Source organism: Gardnerella sp. DNF01205 (assembly GCF_049244135.1).
In the GTDB taxonomy this organism is placed as follows: Bacteria; Actinomycetota; Actinomycetes; order Actinomycetales; family Bifidobacteriaceae; genus Bifidobacterium; species Bifidobacterium leopoldii.
Window position 1 is genome coordinate 165,818 of the sequence record NZ_CP058378.1, and the last position, 26,182, is coordinate 191,999.

At 42.4% G+C, this 26,182-nt stretch carries 22 protein-coding genes; 19 read left to right on the top strand and 3 right to left on the bottom strand.

Features of this window, described 5'->3' with window-relative positions; translation table 11 throughout:
* Window positions 1-58: 58 nt before the first annotated feature.
* From rmuC to HXT47_RS00685, 5 genes are all read left to right on the top strand, one after another.
* Window positions 59-1,399: a DNA recombination protein RmuC gene (gene rmuC, locus HXT47_RS00665; RefSeq protein ID WP_064340416.1), complete on the top strand. Its 1,341-nt coding sequence runs from the start codon at window positions 59-61 to the stop codon at window positions 1,397-1,399.
* 58 nt (window positions 1,400-1,457) lie between these two features.
* On the top strand, window positions 1,458-2,387 hold the full coding sequence (locus HXT47_RS00670; RefSeq protein ID WP_174164305.1) for a hypothetical protein: 930 nt from the start codon (window positions 1,458-1,460) through the stop codon (window positions 2,385-2,387).
* Window positions 2,388-2,444: 57 nt separating this feature from the next.
* Window positions 2,445-3,251, top strand: a complete 807-nt coding sequence (locus HXT47_RS00675) for a TrmH family RNA methyltransferase (RefSeq protein ID WP_116971232.1) — start codon at window positions 2,445-2,447, stop codon at window positions 3,249-3,251.
* Window positions 3,252-3,398: 147 nt separating this feature from the next.
* Complete coding sequence (locus tag HXT47_RS00680) at window positions 3,399-4,391, top strand: ABC transporter ATP-binding protein (RefSeq protein WP_421789081.1); 993 nt, start codon at window positions 3,399-3,401, stop codon at window positions 4,389-4,391.
* Window positions 4,388-5,350 (top strand): ABC transporter permease subunit, encoded by a 963-nt coding sequence (locus HXT47_RS00685; RefSeq protein WP_421789083.1) that lies wholly within the window; start codon window positions 4,388-4,390, stop codon window positions 5,348-5,350. Before HXT47_RS00680 ends, HXT47_RS00685 begins: the two co-directional genes overlap by 4 nt.
* Window positions 5,351-5,546: 196 nt before the next feature.
* Here HXT47_RS00685 and HXT47_RS00690 read toward each other — a convergent pair whose 3' ends face one another.
* Together HXT47_RS00690 and vly are read right to left on the bottom strand one after the other, a co-directional pair.
* The gene (locus HXT47_RS00690; protein WP_421789085.1) at window positions 5,547-7,634 is read right to left on the bottom strand and encodes an ATP-binding cassette domain-containing protein; all 2,088 of its coding nucleotides are present in this window, start codon (window positions 7,632-7,634) and stop codon (window positions 5,547-5,549) included.
* 138 nt (window positions 7,635-7,772) lie between these two features.
* Entirely contained in the window at window positions 7,773-9,323 is a 1,551-nt protein-coding gene (gene vly, locus HXT47_RS00695; protein WP_004574203.1) for a cholesterol-dependent cytolysin vaginolysin, read from the bottom strand.
* A 500-nt stretch (window positions 9,324-9,823) separates the two neighbouring features.
* Between vly and gatC the strand changes: the two genes are divergently transcribed.
* The 7 genes from gatC (at window position 9,824) to rho (ending at window position 18,698) form a co-directional block, all read left to right on the top strand.
* Complete coding sequence (gene gatC / locus HXT47_RS00700) at window positions 9,824-10,120, top strand: Asp-tRNA(Asn)/Glu-tRNA(Gln) amidotransferase subunit GatC (protein ID WP_004105888.1); 297 nt, start codon at window positions 9,824-9,826, stop codon at window positions 10,118-10,120.
* Window positions 10,121-10,123: 3 nt separating this feature from the next.
* Entirely contained in the window at window positions 10,124-11,665 is a 1,542-nt protein-coding gene (gene gatA, locus HXT47_RS00705; RefSeq protein ID WP_004105890.1) for an Asp-tRNA(Asn)/Glu-tRNA(Gln) amidotransferase subunit GatA, read from the top strand.
* A gap of 33 nt (window positions 11,666-11,698) precedes the next feature.
* Entirely contained in the window at window positions 11,699-13,198 is a 1,500-nt protein-coding gene (gene gatB, locus HXT47_RS00710) for an Asp-tRNA(Asn)/Glu-tRNA(Gln) amidotransferase subunit GatB (RefSeq protein WP_004105892.1), read from the top strand.
* A gap of 256 nt (window positions 13,199-13,454) precedes the next feature.
* The gene (locus HXT47_RS00715) at window positions 13,455-14,363 is read left to right on the top strand and encodes a GNAT family N-acetyltransferase (RefSeq protein ID WP_117008621.1); all 909 of its coding nucleotides are present in this window, start codon (window positions 13,455-13,457) and stop codon (window positions 14,361-14,363) included.
* A complete protein-coding gene (locus HXT47_RS00720; protein ID WP_004105898.1) occupies window positions 14,363-14,677 on the top strand; it encodes a DUF2469 domain-containing protein in 315 nt (104 codons plus the stop codon). Before HXT47_RS00715 ends, HXT47_RS00720 begins: the two co-directional genes overlap by 1 nt.
* Window positions 14,678-14,768: 91 nt before the next feature.
* Window positions 14,769-16,388 (top strand): NAD(P)/FAD-dependent oxidoreductase, encoded by a 1,620-nt coding sequence (locus HXT47_RS00725; protein ID WP_032835339.1) that lies wholly within the window; start codon window positions 14,769-14,771, stop codon window positions 16,386-16,388.
* Window positions 16,389-16,727: 339 nt separating this feature from the next.
* A complete protein-coding gene (gene rho, locus HXT47_RS00730) occupies window positions 16,728-18,698 on the top strand; it encodes a transcription termination factor Rho (RefSeq protein WP_004105901.1) in 1,971 nt (656 codons plus the stop codon).
* Window positions 18,699-18,794: 96 nt separating this feature from the next.
* Here rho and HXT47_RS00735 read toward each other — a convergent pair whose 3' ends face one another.
* Window positions 18,795-20,000 (bottom strand): pyridoxal phosphate-dependent aminotransferase, encoded by a 1,206-nt coding sequence (locus tag HXT47_RS00735; RefSeq protein WP_421789088.1) that lies wholly within the window; start codon window positions 19,998-20,000, stop codon window positions 18,795-18,797.
* Between the two features lie 282 nt (window positions 20,001-20,282).
* Here HXT47_RS00735 and HXT47_RS00740 point away from each other — a divergent pair, with 282 nt between their 5' ends.
* From HXT47_RS00740 to HXT47_RS00770, 7 genes are all read left to right on the top strand, one after another.
* Complete coding sequence (locus tag HXT47_RS00740; protein WP_004105907.1) at window positions 20,283-20,744, top strand: Lrp/AsnC family transcriptional regulator; 462 nt, start codon at window positions 20,283-20,285, stop codon at window positions 20,742-20,744.
* Window positions 20,745-20,749: 5 nt separating this feature from the next.
* Complete coding sequence (locus HXT47_RS00745; RefSeq protein ID WP_174164295.1) at window positions 20,750-21,091, top strand: chorismate mutase; 342 nt, start codon at window positions 20,750-20,752, stop codon at window positions 21,089-21,091.
* Between the two features lie 147 nt (window positions 21,092-21,238).
* Window positions 21,239-22,294 carry a class II fructose-bisphosphate aldolase gene (gene fbaA / locus HXT47_RS00750; protein WP_174164293.1) on the top strand — a complete coding sequence of 352 codons (1,056 nt, stop codon included), beginning with the start codon at window positions 21,239-21,241 and terminating at the stop codon, window positions 22,292-22,294.
* Window positions 22,295-22,410: 116 nt separating this feature from the next.
* Window positions 22,411-23,712 (top strand): adenylosuccinate synthase, encoded by a 1,302-nt coding sequence (locus HXT47_RS00755; protein ID WP_421789090.1) that lies wholly within the window; start codon window positions 22,411-22,413, stop codon window positions 23,710-23,712.
* Window positions 23,713-23,891: 179 nt separating this feature from the next.
* Window positions 23,892-24,311 carry a fluoride efflux transporter FluC gene (locus tag HXT47_RS00760; protein ID WP_012913740.1) on the top strand — a complete coding sequence of 140 codons (420 nt, stop codon included), beginning with the start codon at window positions 23,892-23,894 and terminating at the stop codon, window positions 24,309-24,311.
* A complete protein-coding gene (locus tag HXT47_RS00765; RefSeq protein ID WP_004574195.1) occupies window positions 24,311-24,721 on the top strand; it encodes a fluoride efflux transporter FluC in 411 nt (136 codons plus the stop codon). The genes HXT47_RS00760 and HXT47_RS00765 overlap by 1 nt, the downstream gene beginning before the upstream one ends.
* A gap of 39 nt (window positions 24,722-24,760) precedes the next feature.
* Entirely contained in the window at window positions 24,761-26,128 is a 1,368-nt protein-coding gene (locus tag HXT47_RS00770; RefSeq protein WP_421780965.1) for a ClC family H(+)/Cl(-) exchange transporter, read from the top strand.
* The last annotated feature ends 54 nt before the right edge of the window (window positions 26,129-26,182 follow it).

Here is a 26,182-nt window from a genome sequence, read left to right on the forward strand (position 1 = left end):
GTAATGCACGTGTTTAATTATGTTTCAAAAGTCAACTCAATAGTGTTTAATAGAACGTATGTTCGATAATATTGTGATGTTTGTTTTAATGGTGGTTGCTGTTGTAATAACCGCCATTGTTGTGCTGGCTATTGTTAAGCGCAACTCTGGAACGCAAGGCGCTAATGGCGTAAACCAGCGCGAATTTAACGAATTGCGCTCGCAGTATGAACAAGCGCGCGCTCAAGCTCAAGAAAATGGTAATCAGGCTATACGGTATCGCACGCAAGCAGAGCAGCTTGCTGAACGATTAAAGTTTGTTGAAGCAGAACTTGCTAAAGCGCAGCAAGCAGAGCAATTGCGAGTGAATCGCGAAGAGCAATTGCGCGCAGAGCGAGAAGAACGCGAACGGTTAAATCGTGAGAAAACTTTGAAAGAACAAGGTAAAGTTTTGGAAGCGCTTGCTCCAGTAAAAGACAATCTCGAAGCATTGAAGAATAAAGTTTCGCAGATTGAAGAAGGGCGTAAACAAGAAATGGGTGTGCTGAGCACTCAGCTTAAAGGCTTAAGTGAGCAGCAAACAAGGCTTGACCGCGAAACAAGTTCGCTTTCTGCAGCATTGCGAAATAATAAGGTTCGCGGAGCTTGGGGCGAGGCTCAACTAAAGAATATTGTTGAATCTGCAGGCTTGCTTGAGCATGTTGATTTTGATACGCAGGTTGTTGTAACTGGAGTAAATGGCGAACAGCAGAGGCCAGATATGGTTGTGCATCTGCCAGGAGGCAAAACAATTCCAGTTGATGCAAAAGTTCCGTATGCGGATTATCAGCGTGCTTGTGAAATCCCAGATAACGCAAGTGACGAAGAATTAGCTAGAAGGAGCGAGCTTCTAAAAGCGCACGCTAAGGCTTTGCGAGAGCATGTTAGAGTATTAGGAGCTAAAGCGTATTGGCAGGCTTTTGAAACAGCACCAGACTTTGTAGTTGCATTTATTCCAAACGAAGCATTGCTTCAGGCGGCTCTTGAAGCGGATCCAACGCTTATGGATGATGCTTTTGCACAAAAAGTAGCACTCACTTCACCAGTTACTTTGTGGGCTGTGCTTAAGTCTGTTGCGTACGCATGGCAGCAGCAAAGTCTTACAGATGATGCAAAAGAACTTTTCGATTTATCTAGAGAATTGTACGATCGCTTTGCGGTTCTTGGAGAAAATGCTTCAAAACTTGGCGTATCTTTGGCAAGAACAGTTGCAGCTTACAATAAGTTTGCTTCCTCACTTGAGTCTAGAGTGTTGGTAACAGCGCGTAAACTTCAGAAGTTAGATCAAAGTAAGGTTATTGCTTCAATAGATCTTATAGATTCCGATAAAGCTGATGTTAAAGAGCTGAGCGCTCCAGAAGTATCAGTAGAAGATCGTTAAGCATAAAAACATCAAAGCGTCAAAAATTGAACAGCTCTAAACGCTAAGGAGTGCAAAAATGGCAGAATTACAAGAGGAACGCGCGGAACTTAAGCGCATGCTTTGTGCGGATATGAGTGCGAAACCATTTAGCGAACTGTTTTCTGTTACATTTGCTCAGCGCGGCTCTAAGCTGGTTGGAGATGTTCTTTTTGATGCAATTGAGAAAGCTGGGTATTCGTTAGAACGCGATGTTGACGCTATTGGTGCGTTAACTGCTGCTGCAGTGCCGATGGTTTTTGCGCTTATTCATGCTGCAGAACGTAAAGGAATTGCACTCGACGGCTTTGTTATGGATTTTGTTTTTCCTGCAACAAAAGGTCCGTCAGTTAAAGGCAAGCGAGTATTGTTACTTGACTCTTGGCTTTCTGAAAAATCGTATGTTCAAACTTCTTCGCTTGTTACTTTACGACACGGCAATGAATTAAGTCTTGATTTTGGCATTGTTCATCAGCAAGGCGCGCAAATTCTTGCTATAGTTGCATTAATTGGTGGTGTTGACGCCGACGAACAAGGCATGAGGCATCTTCAATTAGTAAATCCAATAAGTGAGGAGAGTACTAAAATGGCATTTGTTCAAGCTTTCGGTGAAGAAGAATTACGTGCAGATGCAGATCACGAAGATTGCTGCAACGACAATTGCTGTGGCGGCCATTGTGAGGTTAAATGCACGGGAGATTGTGCTAACGATGGTTGCACTGAGCCTTGCTGTGAAGATAACTGCTGCGGTGGCCATTGCAAAGTAGAGTGCACGGGAGATTGCGCTCATGACGGTTGCACTGAGCCTTGCTGTGAAGATAACTGCTGCGGTGGCCATTGCAAAGTAGAGTGCACGGGAGATTGCGCTCATGACGGTTGCACTGAGCCTTGCTGCGAAGACGATTGCTGTGGCGGTCATTGCAAGTCAGGTTGCACAGGCGATTGCGCAACTGACGGCTGCCAAGACTAGTTGTAATTACTAGCTGCCAATACTAAGCAAAAGTATTAAACGGAGCAAAACTCACACATGCACGAACCGAATCCAATTACTTTGGCTGCAAAAGCTTCCGATGAACCAGAATTTCGACCTATAGGAGTTGGCCCGTGGGAAGAAGAGCATCCAGGTGAGCCTCGTCCAGATAATCCAGAATCGCCAAATTACGATGCGCGGTTTAGCGCTGAATTACTAGACGAAGGTGACCAGCGCAACGTCCTAGACCGCTACCGATACTGGAAAGTAGAAGCTATAAAAGCGGATCTCGATTCTAAAGGACGCCACGAGTTTGAAGTAGCTGTAGAAAATTGGACTCACGATTTCAACATAGGCTCTATGGTTCGCACTGCAAATGCGTTTACAGCGAAAAAAGTGTATATTGTAGGGCCTCATAAATGGAATCGTAAAGGCTCGTTAATGACTGAGCTTTACCAATACGTTGAGTGCTGCCCAACTATTGAAACTCTAGTAACTAATTGGCGCGAAAATATAGTACGAGAAGCAGAAGAAGCGCATCAACTTTTGCTTAAAGCACAAGCAGAAGGCAACAAAGAAGCTGAAAAAATCGCAAATATAAAGGAACACGACGCTAAAAACGCGCGCGTTATAGCGCTCGATATTATTCCAGGTGCTGTTGCTATGGAAAACTACAAGTTTCCTAAACGTTGCCTTATGCTTTTTGGTGCAGAAGGTCCGGGTCTTTCTAAAAAAGCGTTAGAAATGGCGGATGACGTTGTTTATATTTCGCAATTTGGCTCTGTTCGCTCGCTAAACGCAGGAGCAGCTGCGGCTGTTTCCATGCACGCATGGATTGCGCAACATGCAGCACCAAATTGCTGAATCTTAATAAAATATTAATTAGAATTTCGGTAGCAGAATTTTGTCAGCAGAATCTCATCAGCAATATTAGTTAAAACGCAGTAGCTTGTACTCATAAACGCTTACATTTGATGTTTATTTTTTTTTTATTTGTGATATTGTTAATTTATGTTAGAATTTCAACATATTACAAAGCGTTTTGGTGCAAAGACAGCGCTTAACGATGTTTCTTTCGTCGCCGAAGACGGTAAAGTCACGGGCTTTTTAGGACCTAATGGCGCTGGTAAATCTACAACCATGCGTTGCGCGTTAAATCTTATTCATGCAAATAGTGGCACTTCTCTTATTGACGGCAAACCTTACGCAAAAATTGCATCCCCAATGACGGAAGTTGGCGCAGTTCTTGATGCAAAGTCTGCTCACAGAGGTCGAACGGCTTACAATCACCTGTATTCATTGGCTTTAACTCACGGAATATCAAAGAAACGTGTCGATGAAGTCATTGATATTACTGGTTTAACTAGCGTAAAAAATCGCAAGGCAGGTTCATTCTCGCTTGGCATGGGTCAGCGTCTTTCCATTGCTGCGGCTCTTTTAGCAGATCCACATAATCTCATACTTGACGAACCGGTTAATGGTTTGGATCCGGAAGGTGTTAAGTGGGTTCGCGAATTATGCAAGTATTATGCAAGCCAAGGTCGTGCAATACTACTTAGTTCTCACTTAATGAGCGAAGTCGCGCTTACTGCAGATAATCTTGTGATTATTGCGCACGGAGAAATTTTGGCGCGCACAACAGTACAAGATTTTGTTAATGCACATTCTCAGCATGCTATACGTTTAGTGACACCTGAAGGCGAAAAACTAAAGTCTGTGCTCACTCAGAATCATCCGGAATGTAAGATTTTGTCTGATAATCGCACACCTCAAGATGTTCAAGAGGGCGAACTTTTTAAGGTAACAGGTTGTGAGCTTAATCAACTTGCTCGCGAAATTGCAGATAATCAAATTATGGTTTACCAGCTAAATCAAGAGCATGCATCGCTTGAGGAAGCATATTTGGCTCTTACGCACGGCCAAGAGCAGTACGTAACAAAAGCATTGCCAAATGCTACTGCTGTGACTGGAACGCAATATGCGGATGGAGGAAATGCAAAATGAGTGAGCAAATTAATCAATCTGTTAATCAAGAAACAAGCAACTCTTACAAAACCGGCAGAAGCATGAACGCTCAGCATCTACGTCTTACATTTATGCACTCGCTTAAATCTGAGATGGTTAAGTTGCGTGGACTTGCATCAACCTGGTGGTGTATGGCATTGGCCATTGTTTTGCCTGTAATTTTCAGCTTTATTATCGCGATTGTGCAAAAAACAATATCTAAAGTTGACTTTACTAAACATGGTGCGTCTGCTGGCAAATCAAGCGGTGTAGTCACCATGGGGCCGAGCGATAAAAGCAGCCTTATTTCTTCTCAAGAAGGTATTTTCAACTTAGTTATTAGTTTTGCCTCTATATCTTTGATTATTATTGCGATTTTTGCAGTGCTTGCTATAACAGCTGAGCATTCCACAACTTCAATTCAAGCTTCGCTTACGTCTGTACCACGCAGGGGTATGTTCTTTACTGCTAAGTTTGTTGCAATCACAATCTACGTTTTTGTTGTGCAACTTATTGCAATGGCAGTTTCGTTAGTTGCTGCAGAATTAGCATTTATGGGTGAGAATATCTCAGGCTTGTCTGGAAGTAGAACATGGCAATTACCTCTTACTCTGTTCCTTGGCTCACCTGTAATTATGGTTGTTGTGGCAGCAATGGCGTACGGTTTCGGCATGATTTGCAAGTCAACTGCTGGCGGAATTATGTGCGTTATTGGAGCCGTGATGATTTTGCCTACTTTTGTTAGCATTATTATGATTACGAGCAATTTCGCGAAGTGGACTTCAATACTTATGCAGCTTTTGCCAGCCAAGGCTGTGAGCCGATTCTTAGGAACGGGCGAACAACTTCCGCCAGACGCAACTGCTTTCGAATGGTGGCAGTCCGGTTTAGTGGTTCTCGCTTGGGCTGTAGTCATGTACGCAATTGGCTACGTTATTGAAAAGCATCGCGATATTTAAACATAGTAAGTATAAATAAAAAATAAGCCCCGTTCGATTGCAATCATTACTGAGCAAACGAGCGGGGTTTATTTATTGCAACTTTTGCCGATACTAGTTTTAATTCTTTTTGCTAGAAGTAAAGCGCCCACTGCAAATAGCATAACGCCCCGAGCAACCATAGCAATAATAGATGGCACTAATTCTGGCACTAAGCTCATTGTGCATTTTCTTGAGAATCCTGATCGTTTTGTTTCTTTTTAGCAAATTGAGGATGAGCATACTCTGGCCCAATATATGAAGTATCAGGCAATGGTAGCTCGGTAGTAGGCTTAGCATACTGAGGTTGCGCATACTGCTGTTCACAATGCTGTGGTTCAGGATACTGATCTTGTTGCGCATACTGCTGCTCATAGTATGGTTGCTGACTGTATTGCGGATTGTAATATTGTGGCTGCGCGTACGGCTGTTGTCCGTACGGCTGTTGTGCATACGGCTGACCGTATTGGATTTGTTGCGGTTGCTCATATTGTTGTTGCGCATACTGATTTTGTTGCGCGTATGATTGTTGTGCGTACGGCTGCTGTGCGTACGGTTGTTGAGCGTACTGTTGTTGAGCGTACTGCTGATCGTATTGTATTTGTTGTGGCTGTTGAGCGTACGGTTGTTGCTCATATTGCTGTTGAGCATACGGTTGCTGTGCGTACGGCTGCTGAGCATACTGATTTTGTAAGTATTGTGGAGTCTCCTGCTGCGGTTGAATAGGTTGTGCCTTTTGAGCTGGCAAGTCAGTTTGAGAGGCTTCCTCTATTACGTTGGCGTGTAGCACAGGTGCAGGTTGTGGTTCAGTCTCAGGCTTGGCTTGAGGCTCAGGCTTGGCTTGTGGTTCAGGTTCAGGTTCAGGTTGTGGCTCAGGTGTTACTTGCACAGCAGGCTCAGGCGCTACCTTTGTTTCATGCTCTGTCATTTGCTGCGTATCAAGCTCAGGAAATACCTGTGCTTCAGGCTCAGTAGTCACATGCGTTTCAACCGCAATTGTTGCCTGAGGTTCAACTGCCTTAGGTTCTGCAACTGCTTGAGGTTCTTCCGCCAGCTGAGGCTTTACTTCTTCCTTTACCGCTGTCTTTACTTCTTCCTTTACTGCTGTCTCTACTTCTGCCTCCACAGTTGTATTCTCTGTTGTTAGTTGAGGTTCAGGAGTCAATTGTGGCTCAGGCTCATTTAACAATTGAGTATCTACTGCCGCATCTTGCGTTAATTGTTGTATTGAATTTAGCTGAGTCGTTTCATTGTTGACATTATTAGGGATGTGTTCCTGAGCATATGCTTCTGTAGAATTTTGGTATTTTTGTACATTGTTATAAACATATGGAGGTTTGGACACATATGCTGCGTTGTCTCCTATTGCCGCCATATACGCATCTTCGAGTGAAACGCATTCTTTACTCAACTGATATGTAAGTAATTGTTTATCGTTAAAGAATTGCGCCAAATCTGCAATATTTGCATTATTTATAACGAAAGCTGCGCCTTCCTGCACGTCTTCGTTTTTGTGCTCAACTTGCATAATAGAGCATTCACTATGCTGCGATTGCATAATGTCAAATAGCTTTTCTGGCTCAGGAGTAATAACTCGTACAGTGTTCTGAGAATATGCAGTAAGCAAATCTGTCACGCTTGTTTTTTGTAGAATTTTACCATGCGCAATAATAACAAGATCGTCTGCAATAAGAGAAAGCTCACTAATGTTATTAGTGCTGATAAGTACCGCACCACCGCGTTCTGCATAGTATTTGCAGATATCGCGCATCCATCTAACTCCTTCAACGTCTAAGCCATAGAATGGATTATCGAGAATAAGATTATGAGGATCTGCGAGAAGTGCTGCAGCAATCTCAAGTCGTTTGCGCATGCCGGTTGACATTTCTTTAATTTTCATATTTTGTATAGAGCTGATTCCGGCAATATCCATAATCTCCGATACGCGCGTTTTTGGAATTTTGCAATACTTCGCGACGAATGTGAGCTTTTTTATAGCACTAGTATTTCTATAATTAGCTTTTAAATCTAATACTGTGCCGACTGTTTCTATTGGGGAATTAAGTTTTTTGTATGGGACGCCGTCGAATAATGCTTCACCTCCATTGGCTTTTATGAGTCCCAATGCGCAATATAGTGCAGTTGATTTTCCGGAACTGTTAGGTCCAACAAAACCTGTAACTTTACCATCTTCTGCTACAAAAGAAATATTATTTAGTACTTGCTGTTTTTTATAGTACTTAGATATATTTTGTATCTCTAACATAACTAAATCCTACTGCTAAAAATGTAATAAAAAAATCCTATTTGTGTAAAAAATTAAGGACTTCATCTCATAACTGGCTATAAGATAAAGTCCTTAATTTTTCAGTTTTATTTATTTATGCTCAATTGCAATATGAGTTCAGTCATTCTTTACAGTTTCAGCAACGCGAGGCCACAAGGTTGTGCCCCAGTTCTTGATTGTGCGCTGGCGAACCAACGGCAAATCAGTACGGTTGTACACTGTACGCCATGGTTCCCATACTAAGCCGGTCTTTTCTTCCAACTTAATGCGAAGATTGCGCACATTGCCCTTGAACTGAATCGTTGTGCTGAAGTGAGCGGTACGATACTTGCCGTTTCCTTCCCAAGCGCGAGAACGTACGTATGGAGTTCCGTCGATATCAGTGCCGTACTCATCCCAGTAGACGTAGTAGCGAGCTACATAAGCTCCACGGTGATCCAAGGTCAAATAACCGTCACGGTAAGCAGAAACCTTAGTCTCAACATAATCGCTGTTGCTCTGGAGAGTTGCTACTTCGTTATCTTTTACGAAGGAAGTAGTGTAAGCGATTGGAACAGCTGGGCTAGAGGTGCTCAAATTTGCACCTTCCTGAATCAAAGCCTTTAGCGTATCGATATTGCCGGTAATAACCTTTGCTGCACCGTTAGCGCTGCCGCCGAGAATCACTGCAGTAACAGAAGTATTCTGGAGAATGCGATGGAATTCGGTGTTTGGCTTGATTTCTACGCCCTTAATTGCTGCTTCTACTGCAGCCTGGAAATCAGTGCTCTTGCTGGTGGTATCGAACTTTACGTACATTGAGCGACCATAAGCTACGTTTGACACGTAAACTGGTGGGCGTTTGCTGTCAACGCCACGGTTCTTCAAGCTTTCTGGCGTGGTGCATGGAGCAAAGAAATCTGCTGGGCTATCTGGAGCGTCGACGCTTACTGTGTAGTAAGTTTGCTTGAAGTTCACAATTTGAGTCTGCTTCTCACCCTTGTGTACCGCATCGAAATCAATCTTCAGCGGTACGCCAATCTTTGCAAAATCAGCACCAAACTTAGCCTTGAGCTGGTTCATGCTTTGTGCGCTTGCGGAATCATACTGCATACGAGCTGCTACATGATGGCTTGCTGCATATTGTGCATTCCATTTAGAAACTAAACCGTTAACTGCTGAAGTAACGGAGCTCTTGGTTGGATGTTGCACAGTTACAGCACTCTCGCCGCCGTGGAAGCCTGGCAAATCAATGCTCAAAGTTAATGGTGCGCGATTTGCTGAAATCAAGCTTGGCATGTTATCCATCAAATTCTGGTCAGCGCGGAATAATGCACCAGGATACACGCGATCATTGTTGGCCGAAGTTACCGACAAGTTTGACGTTGTATTGGTGATGTTCTTCTTCTGATGCTCAACAACAACGAATTCGCCGTTCTTGTTGAAGCTGTCGCTGGAGAATTTATTGTTAATTGTTTCGCCGTGACGTGCGAGAATATTTGTTTTATCGTAATGCAAATCCCACAAGTAGTTGTTCAGCGAGTCCTTGCTAGCTGCGCAAGATGCAGCTGGTGCAGAAGGCTTTGTGGAAGAATCTGCCATTGCTGGAACTGCTAAGCATTGTGGAATAATAGTCGCGCCCGCGAGCAACAACATTGCTGCATTACGGTAGAACTTTGTGCTCTTCATATGTATCCTTCGATTTTTATTAGATTTTATTTCAAATTATTTTTCAGTGAGATGCCGCAAAATACGTGCTTCAGTGCATATATATGCTTCAGTGCATCAGCTTCAGCTTCTCACATCACATGATTATTACACACTTTTTATTTATGCGATAATTGTTTAAAATAATTTTTTTAAGTTTCAAACAAAAGTTTAAATAATGCTGAAATACCAACACTTTTTGGTTACGTCAGTTTTGTTGTTTCGGCGTGTTGACAGATAAAACGAGCGGATTTTACGTATTTTGATTCGTGATAATTTTGTGAAAATATATGCAAAATATTTGTGCAAGTATTATTTAGTGTTACGCATGCGCAATTTTTAATTGCTTCAGTCTTAAAAAATTAATTTGTAGTACTTTCTCAATAAAACAAAAATAATCAACAAATAACTCTCGTAAAGCTTTTATCCACATTGCTTTTTTCTACTAACGAAGGTCACGTATCACACATATAGTTGAGGTTATGCCTACATTCACACGCGAAGAAATTGAGCATTTGGGCGTTTTGTCCCAGATTGCTTTAAGCGACGAAGAAATCAGTCGCTTGCAAGGCGAATTAAACGTCATTGCAGAATCTATTAATAAAGTGCAGGAAGTTGCTGGCGAAGATGTGCCACCTACTGCAAATCCAGTGCCTTTGGAAGCTTATTTGCGTCCAGATGAGCCTGCTACACCTTTGACTCAAGAAGAAGCTCTTTCGGATGCTCCTAGAAGTGAGTCTGGCATGTTTGTAGCGCCTCGAATTTTGGGGGAGGAATAAAACATGACTAATACTCAAGATTTGGTAAAACTTTCTGCTGCCGATATGGCAAAGGCTGTAAAAGCTAAAGAAGTTTCTAGCCGTGAACTTGTTGAAGCTCACTTGGCAGTCATTGAATCTGCAGAGCCAGAAATTAAGGCATTCTTGCATGTTTCTGCAGATATTGCTCTCGAGCAGGCAGATGCTTTTGATGCTAAGAACGCTAAGGGTGAGACTGAAGGATTGCCTGAGTTGGCTGGTGTGCCAATTGCCATTAAAGACATGATTGTCACTAAGGGCATTCCTACTACTGCAGCATCGAAGATCCTCGAAGGCTGGGTTCCACCTTACGATGCTACTGTTATTGAAAAGCTCAAAGCAGCTGGCATGCCAATTCTCGGCAAGACTAATTTGGATGAGTTTGCTCAAGGTTCTTCTACAGAACATTCTGCTTATCAAACTACTTGCAATCCTTGGGATACTGAGCGTGTTCCTGGTGGTTCCGGCGGCGGTTCAGCTGCAGCTGTTGCTGCATTCGAAGCTCCTATTGCTTTGGGTACAGATACTGGTGGTTCTATTCGCCAGCCAGGTGCTTTAACTGGTACAGTCGGCGCAAAGCCAACTTACGGTGGTGTTAGCCGTTTTGGTGCAATCGCTATGGCAAGCTCTCTCGACCAGATTGGACCTGTTTCTCGTACCGTTCTTGATTCTGCGCTTTTGCAGGAAATTATCGGCGGTAACGATAGGCGCGATTCTACTTCTATTCCAGCTCCTGTTCCTCCAATGGCTCAAGCTGCTCGTGAGGGCGCTCGCCGTGATTTGAAGGGCTTGAAGGTTGGTTTAGTTAAGGAGCTTAGCGGTGAAGGCTTCCAGCCAGGCGTTGAAGCACGCTTTAATGAAGCTGTGCAATTGCTTAAGGATATGGGCGCAGAGGTTACGGAAGTTTCTTGCCCTCACTTCCCTTACTCTTTGGCTGCTTATTACATTATTATGCCTTCAGAAGTTAGCTCTAATTTGGCTCGCTACGACGGTATGCGCTACGGTTTGCGCGTCATGCCACCAGCAGACAAGCCTCAGACTGCTGCAAATATGATGGCTGCAACTCGTGAAGCTGGCTTTGGCGACGAAGTAAAGCGTCGTATTATTCTCGGCACTTACGCACTTTCCGCTGGCTACTACGATGCTTGGTATGGCTCTGCACAAAAAGTTCGTACGCTTATTATTCGCGATTTTGAAGAAGCGTTTAAGAAAGTAGATGTTCTTGTTTCTCCAACAAGCCCTACAACGGCATTTAAGTTTGGCGAGAAGATGGATGATCCACTTTCTATGTACATGAACGATATTGCTACAATTCCTGCAAACATGGCTGGAGTTCCTGCTTTGAGCCTCCCAGCTGGCTTAAGCGACGACGGTTTGCCTGTTGGCATTCAGATTATTGCTCCGCAATGCCACGATGAAAAGATGTACAAGCCTGCAGCAGCGTTGGAAGCAGCGCTCGAAGAGCAGTGGGGCGGTCCAATTTGGAAGTCGCTTAAAGCTGGTTGGCTCGATTCATTGGCTAAGTAAAGTGAAGTAAAGCTTAAGTAAGAAGGATATCTAATGGCTGAAAAACTTATGAAATATGCCGATGCTGTTGAGCAATTCGATCCAGTATTCGGTTTGGAAACTCACGTTGAGCTTTGCACTCGTACGAAGCTGTTCTGCCCAGCAGAAGTATCTTTTGGCGGTGAGCCAAATACTCAGCTAACTCCTGTAAGCCTTGGTTTGCCAGGCTCTTTGCCAGTTGTAAACAAGACTGCAGTTGATTATGCAATTAAGCTTGGTTTGGCTTTACATTGCGAAATTGCTGAGTGGAGCCAGTTCGCTCGTAAGAACTACTTCTACCCAGATATGCCTCGCGATTATCAGATCTCCCAGTACGATAAGCCTACTAATGGCAACGGTTACTTGGATGTTGAGCTGGAAGACGGCACCGTGTTCCGTGTGCCGATTGAACGTGCTCACATTGAGGATGATGCTGGTAAGAATACTCACGTTGGCGGCGCTGACGGCCGTATTGAAGGCGCAAATCACTCTTTGGTTGATTACAATCGTGCAGGTGTGCCTTTAATCGAGATTGTAACTAAGCCAATCGAAGGTGCAGGTAGCCGCGCTCCAGAAATTGCTGGTGCTTATATGCGTGCTATTCGCGATATTGTTCGCGCTCTCAACATCTCTCACGCTCGTATGGAGCAGGGCAATATGCGTGCTGACGTGAACGTTTCGCTCCGTCGCAAGCCAACCGATCCATTTGGTACGCGTTCAGAAACTAAGAATGTGAACACATTCCGCGGAATCGAAAAGACGCTCCAATATGAGATTCGTCGTCAGGCTGCTATTTTGAGCGAAGGCGGCGAGATTTTGCAGGAAACTCGTCACTGGGATGAGGCAACTCAGACCACTGCTGGTGGTCGTGTGAAGTCGGATGCTGACGATTATCGCTACTTCCCAGATCCTGATTTGGTTATGCTTCACATTACTAAAGAGCATATTGAGCGCATGAAGGCAGAAATGCCTGAAATGCCTCGCGAGCGCCGTAACCGTTTGCAAAGCGAATGGGGTATTAGTGATCTTGAAATGCGCGATATTTTGAACGCAGATGCTCTTGATTTGGTTGAAGAAACCGTTAAGGCTGGCGCAAGTGCGGCAGGTGCTAAGAAGTGGTGGCTTGGTGAGCTTGCTCGTGAAGCAAACACTCGTGGCGTGACTTTGGAAGAATTGCCTATTACTCCGCAAGATGTGGCTGAAGTTGAAAAGCTAATTGCAGACGGCAATCTTAACGATAAGCTCGCTAAGCAAACTGTTGCATGCGTTTTGGCTGGCGAGGGTAAGCCTGATGAAGTTGTTAAGAAGCACGGATTTAAGGTTATGAACGACGACGGTGCTTTGGAAGCTGCTGTTGACGCTGCTCTTGCTGCTGATCCTGAAGTTGCAGAAAAGCTTAAGGCTGGAAATATGAAGCCGATGGGTGCAATTATTGGCGCTGTTATGCGTGCAACTAAAGGTCAGGCTGATGCTAAGGCTGTTACTAAGATTGTGATGGCAAAAATCAAAGGCTGAAAAGTGCCGTAAAGGCTGAAAAATTTAATATTTGATAACGCTAATGTATAAACGTAAAAGCGTAATCAATATTCAAAAGTAAGTGCTGCGTACTTGCTGCATACTCAAATCAGATTTGTTTGTGTAGCAGGTGCGCAGAATTTACTATTTATCAACATTGCGAGGCATTTTTCGTCTTCTGGATTATCATATATTATGCGATGTGAGAATTATGCGAAGGGCTTAATTTTCAAAGGCACAATACAAGTAGGTGACTATGCAACAAACCAATGATGGTGTTATTAACTCTCGCGAGTTACCAAAATCTATAGTAATTCCTCAAATTCGTGGAGAGATGGCGCACCTTCGTCCAGCTACGTGCGATGATTTTCAAAGAATGGATGATTTGTGCGCATTTGATGGTGCTGCAGTTATTACTGGAAAGGATGCTAATTCAGAGCGTTCTATGGTTCATTCGTGGGTTGAAAGCTCTATGCAATGGACTAAAGATAGTCTTATTGGCGAAAATCCTTCTGAATCTTGTCGTTTTGCTGGCGATGTTCAGTTGCGTCACACTATTGCGTGGGCGATTGTTCCTGATGTTTTGGATGATTCAAATAACGCTTCCGGCGATATTATTGGCATGATTTTCCTTATAGATATTGACGGATGGTCTCGCAGTGCTCGAATTCAAGTTGTTTTAGGCAAAAATTATCGAGGAAGAGGCTATTCGCGCGACGCAATGCCTAGGGTTATGACTTATGCTTTTGCATCAGAGCCGACTGGTCTAGGGTTGCATAGAATTTGGGTAGGAGTTCCGGCAACTAATACTCGCTCACTTTCTGTATATCAATCTCTTGGATTCGTAAAAACAGGCACTGCGCGCGACGCATTATGGGATGCTCAAAATCAAAAATATCAAGATTTTGTTGTAATGGACACTCTTGTAGATGAATATGATGCAATTCGCTCGCTGGATGCGTTTGGTCTACACGTTATTGAAGAAAATCCTGGTGTAGTTGAAGCTTTGAGCGCGCATGAGCATTCTGTGGCTATACCTGTGCATCGTGATAATCTTGATGAAGCATGGCCGTACAATGCAAACATCTCTGAAGGAAGTTCATCAAAAAAAGCTTGGTGGCGCATTATAGGTCGTGGACGCAAACGTAATACGGAAGGTAAGTAATGAGCGCCGAAGATCTCGACAACTATGAAACCGATGCAGAACTTGCGTTATACAAAGAATACCGTGATGTTATTAAGCTTTTTACTTATGTTGTAGAAACAGAGCGACGATTTTATTTAGCCAATAAAGTCGATTTTAATGTGCGTTCAGCAGGTCAGGATGTTTATTTTGATGTTCAACTTACAGACGCTTGGGTATGGGATGTTTACCGCCCTTCGCGTTTTGTTAAAAATGTCCGAATAGTAACTTTTAAAGATGTAAATGTTGAAGAAGTACAGAAAACAGACATTGACATTCCTGAATCTATCGCGTGATGCGCGTATGCTCAATAAGGATATATAGAAATTGCTTACCTAGCACGCAAAGTGTTTTCGTAAAAATTTGATGTATTAAGATGGAGGACAAGTGACGGATACACAATCCCCAAAGGAATCTGTGGTAATTATTGGTGGCGGTCCGGCAGGGTTGACGGCAGCCTGGGAACTCGTTAAGGATGGCGGATCCAGCCGCTACGACGTAACAGTACTCGAAGCCACGCGTGAATTTGGCGGTATTTCGCGTACTGTGAAGTATAACGGCAATCGTATGGACATTGGCGGTCATCGTTTCTTCTCAAAAGATGACCGTATTATGCAGTGGTGGCGTGAAATGCTGCCTCTACAGGGTGCGCCTTCATATGATGATAAAAAGCTTGGTCGTCATCACGATTTGGAAGCAGGTGGACCTGATCCTGAAGTTGAAGATGAAGTGATGTTGAAGCGTCATCGCGTTTCTCGTATTTTCTGGAATCATCATTTCTTTGATTATCCAATTTCTCTTTCTGCAGCAACCTTGCGCTCTATGGGCTTTATTTTGACAATGAAAGTTGGCTTCAGCTATTTGTGGTCTATGATTCACAAATTGCCAGAAACTAATCTTGAGAATTTCTACATTAATCGTTTCGGCAAGAAACTTTATTCCATGTTCTTTGAGGGCTATACAGAGAAGCTTTGGGGTAGGCATCCAAGCCAGATTTCTGCCGATTGGGGTGCTCAGCGCGTTAAGGGTTTGAGCATTGTGGAAGTGTTGAAGAATGCTTTTTCCAAGCTTTTCCCTAAGAAAAAAGGCAAGAAGAAGGAAGTAGAGACCTCATTAATTGAGGAATTCTGGTATCCAAAGCTTGGTCCTGGTCAGTTATGGGAAACAGTTGAGCGCCGTTGCCGCGAAAACGGTGCTACTGTGCGCACAGACGCAAAGGTAGTTGCTATTAAGCAAGCAGACGGAAAGATTTCCAGTGTTGTAGTTGAAGATGCAAATGGAGAGCGTTCAGAATTGCACGCCGACCAGTTTATATCTTCTATGCCAATTAAGGATTTGGTAGCTGCTCTTGAGCAGGGTGCAGATGGTGACGAAAAGGCTGAAGTTCCAGCAGAAATGCAACGCGTTGCCAAAGGTTTGCCTTATCGCGATTTTGTGACTGTAGGCTTGCTTGTTAAGCGCGTGCGTCTGCGTAATACTACTACTATTCCAACGCTTGGTAATCCTCCTATTGTTCCTGATTGCTGGATTTACGTGCAGGATCCTGGATATAAAGTCGGACGTTTGCAAATCTTCAACAACTGGAGCCCATATCTCGTTAAGGATGTTGATAACACTGTTTGGATCGGTCTTGAGTACTTCTGCGAAGAAGGCGACGACTTCTGGAATATGAGTGATGATGATGCTCGTAAGATGGCTATTGACGAGTTGACTCGTATGCAGGTTATTAATGGTGAGGAAGACGTTCTTGATTCTCATCGTGAGCGAGTTCCAAAGGCATATCCTGCTTACTTTGACACATACGCTCAGATGCCTGAATTGATTGATTATCTTGATGGCTTCGGTAATTTGTATTGCGTTGGTCGTAATGGACAACATCGTTATAATAACCAAGATCATTCAATGGCAACTGCTATTGAGGCTGTAGAAGATATCCGAACTGGAGAAACTTCTAAGAAGAACGTGTGGTCTGTTAACACTGAAAAGTCATATCACGAAAAGAAGTAGTAATTAATTCTCGTATAAATTTGAGCGTTTGATTTTAAAGCGCAAATAATTTAGCGATATAGCGTCAATAATACTGGGTGTTACCCATATTATTGGCGCTTTTTGTTTATTCTAATATCGCTTTAAAAGCTTTATAAAAATTGTAATAAAAAATACTAAATACTATGGCGCGTCGCGTTGTACAGCGTCGTATAGCTGTAGTAGCATACATAATGTTCGTTGTTATGTACATATGAATTGTTATGAAATGGCAGCGAGTTCGTGACGGATTTTTCCGTAATCTTCCATGTAAAGACTTGCCGGGGCTCTATTCCGTGTGAGTTAAGGAAAGGTAAAATTGTGGCAACAGGCCAGAATCTTGAAAAAATGAAGCTTTCAGAATTGAAAGATCTTGCAAAACAGATGGGTTTGCGCGGAACATCTACAATGCGTAAGCCTGAGTTGGTGGCTACACTGACGGCTGCTCGTAATGGGGGAGAAGCGCCTGCAGGTGTAAGTGTTCGTGTTCCTCGTGATGTTGTAAATCCTAATAAAACTGCAGATACTAGTACAGATATAGAAGATGCTGGATCATCGAAAGACAATAGTGATTTAGAAGCATTAGAAGTTTTGGTTCCCAATGCTACTTCAGATCGTCGCTATAGAGACGAAGAAGATTTTGGGAATAAAAATTATCGACGCGATGCGAATCGTAATAATACATTCCAGCGTCGTCGTTCCTCAGAAGATCGTAATGATAATCGCGATCGTAGAGAAGATGGTATGGACTCGCATGAGTTGGATCAAATTTTGGCAACATTGCCTGGTGAAGATTCTCATGCAGAGGGTGAACCGCGTCGTCAGCGTGTAGCTTCTCGTGACTTTGATAGAGAAGAACAACAAAATCGTGCTGATCGTTTCCAGCGTCGTATGCGCGGTCGTGCACGTGATTACGATGAGTCTCGTTCAGATTATTCAGATCGGCAGAATCGTTCAGAACGCATGGATCGAATAGAACGTGAAGATCGTGATGAACGTCGTGCTGAGCGTGGAGAACGTCAAGATCGTAACGATCGCAATGTTCGTCTTGATCGCGATGCACGTGATGCGCGCGATGCTCGCGAAGAGCATGATTTACGCGAGCCTCGTCGTGAAGAGCCTCAGGAAGAGCTCGTGCCAGTAGCTGGAATTGTTGATGTCTTAGAATCTTACGCATTCGTGCGCACTTCTGGTTATTTGCCTGGTCCTAACGATGTTTATGTTTCAATGAGCCAAATTAAAAAATATGGCTTACGTAAGGGTGATGCAGTTCAAGGCTCCATTCGTGCTCCTCGCGAAGGCGATCGTCGAAATCAGCGCCAAAAGTTTGTTCCTTTGCAAACAATCGATAGCATTAATGGAATGAGCGTTGAAGAAGCTCAGTCTCGACCGCAATTTGCTAAGTTAACGCCGTTATATCCGCAGGAGCGTTTGAAGCAAGAAACTACTCCGAATCGCATGTTGGGACGTGTTATTGATTTAGTTGCCCCAATTGGTAAAGGCCAGCGCGGTTTGATTGTGTCGCCACCAAAGGCTGGTAAAACCATTACTCTTCAGAATATTGCAAATGCAATTACTACAAATAATCCTGAAGTGCATCTTATGGTTGTGCTTGTAGATGAGCGCCCAGAAGAAGTTACCGACATGGAACGTACTGTGCAAGGCGAAGTGATTTCTTCTACATTCGATCGTCCTGCAACAGATCACACTACTGTTGCTGAGCTTGCTATTGAGCGCGCTAAGCGTTTGGTTGAGCTTGGCCAGGATGTTGTGGTTTTGCTTGATTCTATGACTCGTTTGGCTAGAGCTTACAATATTGCAGCTCCTGCTTCTGGTCGTATTCTTTCCGGTGGTGTTGATGCTCAGGCGTTGTACCCACCAAAGAAGTTCTTCGGTGCTGCTCGAAATATTGAAGACGGCGGCTCTTTGACGATTATTTCTTCTGCATTGGTTGAAACTGGCTCTAAGATGGATGAAGTAATCTTCGAAGAGTTTAAGGGCACTGGAAATATGGAATTGCGCTTGAGTAGAGATTTGGCTGATAAGCGTCTCTTCCCAGCGGTAGATATTAATGCTTCTGGAACTCGTCGCGAGGAGTTAATTACTCCAGCTGCAGATTTGCCAGTTATTTATCGTTTGCGCCGTCTCTTTGGCGGTCTTGAGGCAGAGCAAGCGTATCAGACTTTGATTCCTCGATTGAAGAAAACTGCTTCAAACCGTGATTTCTTAGCTGCTATAACTCAACAAACTGGCACTGCTACGAATAATTCTTCTTCTACGACTATTGCGTAGTTCTTATTTCGTAAGGAATTAAAATTATTGCCCTTTGGATTATCTACCAAGGGGCAATAATTTTATTTATATTTATATTTATTAATAACTAATATTTTATGCAGCATGTAAAGCTTGTTGCGCAAGTGCAAATTTGCTTATGCGCGCTACGCCTTCTTTAAGTTCTTCTGCTTTTCCAGCGTAAGATAGTCGCACGAATCCGCTTCCTTCTGCGCCAAAGGCTTCTCCTGGTACAACAGCAACTTTTTCTTCATCTAAAAGTTTTTTGCTAAATTCTTCTGAACTTAAACCAGTTGGTCGAACGTCAACAAAAACGTAGAATGCACCTTGAGGCTCTATAAGACGCAATGCATTGCAATTTGCCAATCCGTCTATAACAAGCTGACGTTTTGTACGATACTCTTCTCTCATTTCACGCACGTGATCTTGCGGACCTGTTAATGCAGCCACGCCGCCATATTGTGCGGTAGAATTTACAGAAGAATGCATCATTTCTGCAATTTTGCTGGTTTGCTCAATAACTTGACTTGGTGCAAGAATATATCCAATTCTCCAGCCTGTCATTGCATAAGTTTTCGATAAACTTTCTACAATAATGGTTCGTTCGTGCATTCCTTCAGCTGCTGCAATAGATGGTGCTACAGCATTTCCGCAAGGTTCAGTTTCTGGATTGCTTGCGAATACGAATGGATGGTAGACTTCGTCAGAAATTACCCAAAGATCAAATTCTTGGCATAATTTTGCAATTTTTTCGAGTTCTTCTGCGGTTGTTACTGCACCGGTTGGGTTGCATGGAGAATTGATAATGATGGCTTTAGTGCGTGGTGATATAGCTTTGCGTATTTCTTCTGCATTAATATGCATTCCATGTTCTGGCTTAAGGGCTACAGTTACTGGAATTCCTTCGCACATTAGCACTTCTGCATCGTATGATGTGAAGTATGGAGATGGAATAATAACCTCATCTCCCGGATCTATTACTGATTTAATAGCTAAATATAATCCAATAGTAGCGCCGTCAACGGCTTGAATTTCTGTGTCTGCGTTGTAGTTTAAACCTTTTACTCTATTCGTATAATTTGCAGCTGCCTCGCGGAATTCTGGTATGCCTAAAACGTCTGTGTATTTTGTTTTTCCCTCTCGTAATGAGTTGCACGCGGCTTCAACAATGTGTGAGGAAGCAGTTTCGCCTGGTTCTCCTAGGCATAGTGAAATAGCGTCTGGTATTTGTTCTACACGGTCAAATACATCTCTAATACCTGAACGAGGTATTGAAATTGCATGTTTCGCTACTTTTGCCATGCTGTGCTCCTTTTTGATTGTTGGTTTTGATTTTATAAGAATAATCTTTAAAGGTTATAGGTTTCGTTTATACGCTTATTATGCGAATTGTACAACACTATTACGGCTGATGTTAAAAGAAAAAATTATTTTTAACGTAATAATTTGTATTTTTTATTATTTTTTGAATAAATTTGTTCTTTTTCTGTAAAAAATACTGTACCATAAAAGAGACTGCAATGTGGCGCTACATAGATTCGTTTTAGATTCTCAATTCAGCGTCGACTGGAGAATGGAGGACGTATGGCTGGAAATCCTCATAAAGCTGAAACTAGTATAGCTATGGATTCAACTGATGCAATCATTGTTGATATTCTCGAGCATGATGGTCGAGCGACGTTAACTCGTTTGGCTAAGGCTTCGGGTTTGTCTGTTTCTGCGGTTCAATCTCGAGTGCAAAAGCTTGAGCGTAAAGGTGTTATTACCGGTTATCGCGCGTTAATTGACTATGAGCGTCGTGGTTTACCTGTAAGTGCATTTGTGTCTGTTACACCACTTGATTTTGGGCAGGAAGCTACAATACCTAACAAATTGCGTGATATTTCTGGTATTGAAGCTTGCTATTCGATTACTGGTAGTCCAAGTTTTATGCTGGTAGTGCGTGTTGCTACGCCAAGCAAATTGGAAGAACTTATTAATACCATTCATCGCATAGTCCCTGTCAGTACAGAAACAACTATGGTTCTGCAAACATATTTCGATTAAATAATATGTGTGATTTTTCTGAAACAACGGTTGACGCGCGCGATACATCTCTTACGACATGTTGCAAAGTTGCTGCCGAAGAGATTATCGTGTTGCGTCAATCTGTTGATAATTTTGATAATGCAATAATTGCACTGCTTGCTGAGCGGTTTAAAATTACGAAACGAATTGGTGAGTTGAAGGCTGAAGCTGGATTTGCTCCTGAGGATTCTAGAAGAGAGCGGCAGCAAATAGAAAGTTTGCTAAATATTGCGGAAAATGCCGGATTAGATTCTTCGATTGCGTTGAAATATCACGAGTTTGTTGTTACTGAGGCTAAAAAACGTCATCAGCAAATGCAGTTTTGAGATTAGATGTTTCTGTTATTTTAATTGAGCTGAACTATAGAATCACAATCAGTTTGTAGATTTTGAAGATAGATTTTCGCATACCAGTATGTAATGTTTTTGTGCATATGCATAGCTATCTGAGTAATAAAGGCGGATAATACAAGTATGACTATTGCAACTGTTGAACGTTATGCGCATATGCTTGATGCTGCAAGTCGAGGTGGCTACGCATACCCTGCTATCAATGTTACTAGTACGCAAACTCTTAATGCAGCTTTGCAGGGGTTTGCTCAAGCTGAATCTGATGGCATTATTCAAGTTTCTGTCGGTGGTTCTGCTTATTTTTCAGGTCAATCTCTCAATAATCGTGTTGTTGGTTCAATAGCATTTGCAAAGTTTGCGCACGAAGTGGCAGCTCAATACCCTAATATTACTATTGCGCTTCATACAGATCATTGTGCTGAGCGATATTTAGATGGTTGGATTAAACCACTAATTTCTTATGAAACAGAACAAGTCAAAAAAGGCGAAGAGCCGTTATTCCAGTCGCATATGTGGGATGGTTCAACAGTGCCTTTGCAACATAATCTAGACGTTGCAGAACAGTTGCTTGACGCTTCGCAAAAATCTCGCACAATTCTTGAAATTGAGATTGGTGCTGTTGGTGGAGAAGAAGACGGGCATCGTGCTGATATTGACGAGAGATTGTATTCTACGTCTGAAGATGCTTTGCGTGTTGTAGATAAGCTTGGCTTGGGTGAACGTGGCAGGTATATGGCAGCGTTTACTTTTGGCAACGTTCATGGAGCCTATAAGCCTGGCGTTGTAAAACTGCATCCTAAATTATTGCAAGAAATCCAAAAAACTGTATATCAGAACTATCAAAATATTTGTGATACTCGCACCTTTGGCGCTTCTAAAAAGCCGTTCCTGCTGGTATTTCATGGCGGATCTGGTTCTACTGCTCAAGAAATTGCTGAAGCTGTGCGCTACGGCGTAATTAAAATGAATATAGATACTGACACTCAATATGCTTTTACTCGTGCAATTGCTGGTCACATGTTCAGTAATTATGACTCTGTTCTTAAAATAGACGGAGAAGTTGGCGAAAAGAAGTTGTATGATCCTCGATCTTGGGGTCGTGAAGCCGAAAAAGCCATGGCTCAGCGTGTAGTAGAAGCTTGTGTGCAGTTAGGTTCTGCTGGTAAAGCACTGAAATAGTAAATTTTTTAATTTTATATATTTCTTTTTCTTATTCGGTAGTGGCATAGAGATAGTCTTAACAGGTAAGAATTGTGCTTATTTGAGCAGCGTTAGCTCAAAAATGGAGGTGCGGCATGCCTGGTATTGTGCTTATTGGAGCTCAATGGGGTGACGAAGGTAAAGGCAAAGCAACAGATTTAATTGGTTCAAAGGTTGATATTGTCGCACGTTTTAATGGCGGTAATAATGCCGGACACACTGTTGTTGTTGGCGATAAATCTTATGCATTACATTTACTTCCAAGCGGAATTATCAGCCCTAATGTTACGCCTGTAATTGGTAATGGTGTTGTTGTTGACCCAGAGGTATTGCTTGAAGAAATTGACGCTTTGGAATCTCGCGGTGTAGATTGCTCGCGCTTGCTTGTGAGCGAAGCCGCGCATGTTATTACTCCGTATCATCGAGTTATTGATAAAGTAACTGAGCGTTTCCTTGGTAAACACAAGATCGGCACGACTGGTCGTGGTATTGGACCTACTTACGCGGATAAAATTAATCGTGTTGGTATTCGAGTGCATGATTTATTTAATGCTGATCACTTGCGCGACAAAGTTGAAGCAAGTTTGCATCAAAAGAATCAAATGCTTATAAAACTTTATAATCAACATCCTATTGATATTGATGCAGTTACTGCTCAACTTGTGGAGCTTGGCAAACGCTTGAAGAAATATGTTGCTGATACTTCATTAGTATTGAATGAAGCAATGGATGAAGGCAAAACTGTGCTGTTTGAAGGTGGGCAAGCCACAATGCTTGACGTCGATCATGGTACTTATCCGTTTGTAACTTCTTCAAACCCTACTGCTGGTGGCGCTTGCACGGGTACTGGTGTTGGTCCTACTCGTATTACGCGCGTAATTGGAGTAGCGAAAGCGTATATTACTCGTGTTGGTGAAGGTCCATTCCCAACTGAACTTTTGGATGAGCAGGGTGACTGGTTGCGTGAGCAAGGCCATGAATATGGTGTTACAACTGGTCGTCCTCGTCGTTGTGGATGGTTTGATTCTGTAGTAAGCCGTTATGCAACTCGCGTAAATGGTTTGACGGATATTGTTCTTACTAAGCTTGACGTTTTGACTGGTTTGAAGGAAATCCCAGTTTGCGTGGCTTATGATGTGGCTTTGTCTGATGGAACAGTTCAGCGTATGGAAGAAATGCCTGTAGATCAATCACTATTTGCTTCTGCGAAACCAGTATACGAGATGCTTCCAGGCTGGAATGAGGATATTTCTCAAATCCATAAGTTTGAAGATTTGCCTCAAAATACGCAAAGTTATGTAAAGCGTTTGGAAGAGCTTTCTCATTGCCGTATTTCTGCTATTGGAACTGGTCCGCAGCGTGATCATATCATTAGTGTTCACTCACTAACTGACTGAAATTGTTTATTATTTTATGATCAACTTAGCAAAACGGCACTTCTCGATTGGGAGTGTCGTTTTGGTTTATGACGATAATTTCAAAAAGAGTGAAAATGAGTAAAATAAGCGGAAAAAATAAAAAAAATAATTGTCGATTATACTTTTTAGTTTTTATTGGTGGTACATGTGGAGCTTTCGTGCGCGCAGTAATTTCTTCTTATGCGCACACGATTCACCAAGTAGACGGACAATCATTTATATTTGGCCAGCTTACTTTAGGGACTTTTTTGTCAAATATGATTGCATGCTTTATTTTTGCTCTTGTTACTGCAATATCTGTTAAAGCTTTAACGCAAGAAAAGCAAACTTTGTATAAATATGCGCTAGGAACAGGCTTTTGTGGCGGATTGTCGACTATGTCTACTTTCGCGTTTGAAAGTGCAATGTCTTTCATGGCTCCACGCATGACGCTTGTTGTTTTGGGCATGCTTTTTTCGCTGCTTTTTGGCGTTTTTATGGCTTTTGTTGGTAATTGGGTTGGAGCAGGAATTGCGAATTGCATGAATAAAAAGCAAAGTCGATCTGTTGCAGAAGCTAATACTAAGGTGATGAAGTGATGAATTCTTTATACGTTTTTATTATGTTTATTTTGCCTTGCTTTTTTGGTGGTTTAGGTGCTGTTTTAAGATGCGCAATGACTAAAAAAATTTCAGCTGCTCATAAAAGCGAAGTTCCAGTTGCAACGCTATTTATCAATTGCGTTGCTTCATTTGCTATAGGTGTTGTGTCTAATGTTTTCATGGTTGCAGCTGCAATATGTGGAGTACGTTTTGCTTATTTGATGATTTTGGGATTTTTGGGTGGATTTTCCACGTTTTCTACTGCAATTTTTGAAGGTGTGGATCTTATTCAAAGAAAGCGCATAAAAGATGGAGTGTTCTTGCTTTTTGCAGAACTTATTGTTCCATTCTTTGCTGCTTCTGTTGGGTATATTGTTTCGCAAATATTGTTACTGCACGTAATTTAGTATTTAGAAGTTAAGTGTTGTGCGCAGAATCGAGTTGTAGTGAAGTTTAAGAATGCATTGAGCTTTTTAAGCAATAAGTTAAAGCAAATATCAAAAACTTTTTGCCAGCTTCGTTGGAAAGTAATATTAGCTGGGATATTTGTCGGCGCTGTTTCTGGTTCATTAGTAGCTTCTTACAGGCTTGGTATTGAATACGGTACGGATTTTGCGCGTTGGATGTATTTACAAATCCGGCATAACGTATGGTGGATTTTGCCATGCTTTATTTTTGCTGTAATTGCAGGTCTAATTATTGGCTGGATGAGTCGTAAAGAAAGTATGGCTTCTGGAAGTGGTATTCCTCAAGTCGTGGGATATGTTAATCGCGGTTTGAATATGCGATGGCATACAATTCTGCCAGTGCGTTTTGTTGGTGGTTTACTTGGTTCTTTATTTGGATTGTCTCTTGGGCGTGAAGGTCCATCTATTCAAATAGGTGCATGTGGTGCTCAAATGTTGTCTCGAATTTTCCGTAAAGGTAGGCGTGACGATATTAAAGAGCATTATGTAGTAACTGCTGGAGCTGCAGCCGGTTTATCTGCTGCATTTTCTGCGCCACTTTCTGGAGTTATGTTTGCTATGGAGGAGATTCAGCACGGCTTAACTTCAATTGTTCTTATAGGAGCTGCTGCAGCTGCTTTATGTGCTGATTTTGTTTCGCAAACTTGTTTCGGATTGCGTCCAGTTCTTGATTTTGGTCAGATTCCAGATTTGCCAATGAACTTGCATATTTGGATTATTCCTCTTGGTATTTTTGCAGGTTTTGTAGGCTCGATAATGAATCGTTCGTTACTTGGTCTGCAAACATTATACGGATATTTGCCAAAGTGGATGCCTGTTGCTGTTGCTTGCTTAATTGCAATACCAGTTGGCTTGTTCCTGCCTGAAGTTCTTGGTGGCGGATCTAATTTAGTGCGACTTTCTGAATATGGAAAAGCAAGTCTTGTAATGCTTTGTTTGCTATTTGTGGCAAAAATGTTGTTTACTTCTACGAGTTTTGGCTGTGGCGCTCCTGGTGGTATTTTTATGCCTATTCTTGCAGTAGGTGCGCTCGCAGGTGGTGTTGCTGCGCGCTGTATTACTAGCGTTTCAGCATTTGGCATTGATACAAAATTTGTATCTGTGTTTGCAGTTTGCGTTATGGCTGGTACGTTGTCTGCATCTGTAAAAGCTCCACTTACTTCGATTTTGCTTACTGTTGAAATGTCTGGAACTATGATTCATACGCTCCCAGTTGCAGCTTCTGCATTTATAGCATTGCTTATTTCAGATATTCTAAAAACTAAGCCAATTTATGGTGAGTTACTTGAACGCTATATGAAAGTTAATAAAGATTTAGTATTGCCATCTGTAAATTCTGTAAAATAGATGTTTTTATAGATAATTTTTGTGCAATATTTGCTTATTCTTAATATTTTCTGA